At 67.0% G+C, this 2,018-nt stretch carries 2 protein-coding genes; both read right to left on the bottom strand.

What is annotated here, in order from left to right; all coding sequences use genetic code 11:
• On the bottom strand, positions 1 to 836 hold an 836-nt coding region (locus F6W97_RS39915), incomplete at its 3' end, for a carbohydrate ABC transporter permease (protein ID WP_155375805.1).
• Positions 833 to 1,834, bottom strand: a complete 1,002-nt coding sequence (locus F6W97_RS39920; RefSeq protein ID WP_155375806.1) for a carbohydrate ABC transporter permease — start codon at positions 1,832 to 1,834, stop codon at positions 833 to 835. The genes F6W97_RS39920 and F6W97_RS39915, both read right to left, overlap by 4 nt.
• Positions 1,835 to 2,018: the final 184 nt, after the last annotated feature.

The following is a 2,018-nucleotide window of genomic DNA, read 5'->3' on the forward strand; positions in this document are numbered from 1 at the left end:
CCCTTGACGCTGCCGGCGAGGCCGCCGATGAGTTGTCGTTCGGCGATGGCGTAGAAGCCGAGGGCGGGGATCATGGAGAGTACGACGTAGGCGAGGACTCGGGCGGTGTCGTCGGCGTATTGGCCTTGGAAGGCTTGGACGCCTACGGGCAGGGTCCACCAGCTCTGGTCGGTGAAGACGACCAGGGGTAGGAAGAAGTTGTTCCAGCTGGCGACGATGGCCAGGACGGAGACGGTGGCCAGGGCGGGTTTGGCCATGGGCAGTAGGACGCGCCAGAAGAAGCCGAAGGGGGTGCAGCCGTCGAGGGTGGCTGCTTCTTCTACTTCGGCGGGGATGGTGCGGAAGAACTGGCGCAGGATGATGATCGTGGTGGGTAGTCCGAAGGCGGCTTGGGGCAGGATGACGCCGAGGGGGTTGTCGAGTAGTTCCATGCTGCGCAGGAGGATGAACAGCGGGAGGATGGCCACGGCGAAGGGGAACATGAGGCCGATGGCGAAGAGGGTGAAGATGAGTTCTCGGCCGCGGAAGGCGAAGCGGGCGAAGACGAAGGCGGCCATGGCGCTGGCGGCGACGACGACGGCGACGGTGGCCAGGGCGATGAGGGTGCTGTTGGCCAGTTGTCGCCAGAAGACGCCGTCGGCGAGGATGCCGGTGTAGTTCTCGGGGTGCCAGGGGTCGGGCCAGCCGAGGGGGTTGGTGGACAGTTGGCCGTTGTCCTTGAACCCGCCGAGCACGCCGAACCCGACCGGCACCACGATCAGCGCACCGATGACGATCGAGATCAGGTGCAGCAGCGTGCGCCGGGCGCGGACTGCGGCGGTGGCGGGTCGGGTCATCGCCGGTCTCCCAGGGTGGTGAGTGCGCCCTCGGTGTCGCGGCGCAGCACGTAACGCTGGTAGAACAGCGCGAACACGAGGCTGATCAGGAACATCACGATCGAGATGGCACTGGCGTAGCCGACTTCGAAGCGGCGGAAGCCGCGGTCGAACATGGTGACGGCCATGGTCTCCGAGGCGTGGATCGGGCCGCCACCGGTGAGCACCCAGACCATGTCGAACAGCTGGATGCTGCCGATCACCGACAGGAACACGCTGATCCGGATCGTCGGGCCCAGCAGCGGCAGCGTGACATGCCGGAACACCTGCCACGCGCTCGCCCCGTCGGTCGTGGCGGCCTCGGTCAGCTCCTGCGGGATGCCCTGCCGGCCCGCCAGGTACAGGATCATGTGGAAGCCGAAGTACTTCCACGAGATGACGAAGAACAGCGCGTAAAGCACCGTGTCGGGGTCGGCGAAGACGGCGCCGTCGAGCGCCTCGATGCCGAGCCAGCCGGCGATCTGCTGGCCGAGCCCCCGGTTGGGTGAGAGCACCAGCGTGAACAGCACCGCGGTGGTGACCTCGGACAGCACGTACGGGGCGAAGAAGATGACGCGGTAGACGCTGCGGCCCTTGAGCTTCTGGTTGAGCAGCATCGCCAGGGCCAGCGAGACCGGCAGCTGGACCACCAGGGACAGCGCGATCAGGATCAGCGTGTGCCAGAGGTCGCCGAGGAACGTGTCGTCCTGGAAGGCGCGGGTGAAGTTGTCGATGCCGACGAAGTTCTCCGGCAGGCCGAAGCCGTTCCACTTGTACAGGCTGGTGTAGCCCGCGACGACGATCGGGGTGACGACCAGCAGCAGGAACAGCACCAGCGCCGGGGTGAGGAACAGCGCGATCGCGCTCAGCTGCTGCCACCGGGGCCGGCGGCCACGCCTGCGCGTGGCCGCCGGAACCTGTGCCGCGGAAGGGGCCTCCTGGTCGCCCGGACGCTGCCCGGCCACCGTGGAAAGCTTCATCGTGCCTGCTCCCGATCCTTGATTCGAGGCGGCCGACCATCCCGCGGCCGTCTTGTCACTGGCTCTTCGCGACCTTGGTGATGTCCTTGACGATCTGCTCCGGGGACTTCGAACCGGCGACCAGCTCGGCGACACTGTCGTTGACCTGCTGGCCGACGGCCGGCGGATACGCCTGGTCCAGATA

The sequence above is a fragment of the Catellatospora vulcania genome, assembly GCF_009720385.1.
GTDB classification, from domain to species: Bacteria; Actinomycetota; Actinomycetes; order Mycobacteriales; family Micromonosporaceae; genus Catellatospora; species Catellatospora vulcania.

What these genes read in the sequence shown, in the direction of transcription:
- F6W97_RS39920 (WP_155375806.1), bottom strand. Translation starts at nt 1,834, where the DNA reads ATGAAGCTTTCCACGGTGGCCGGGCAGCGTCCGGGCGACCAGGAGGCC.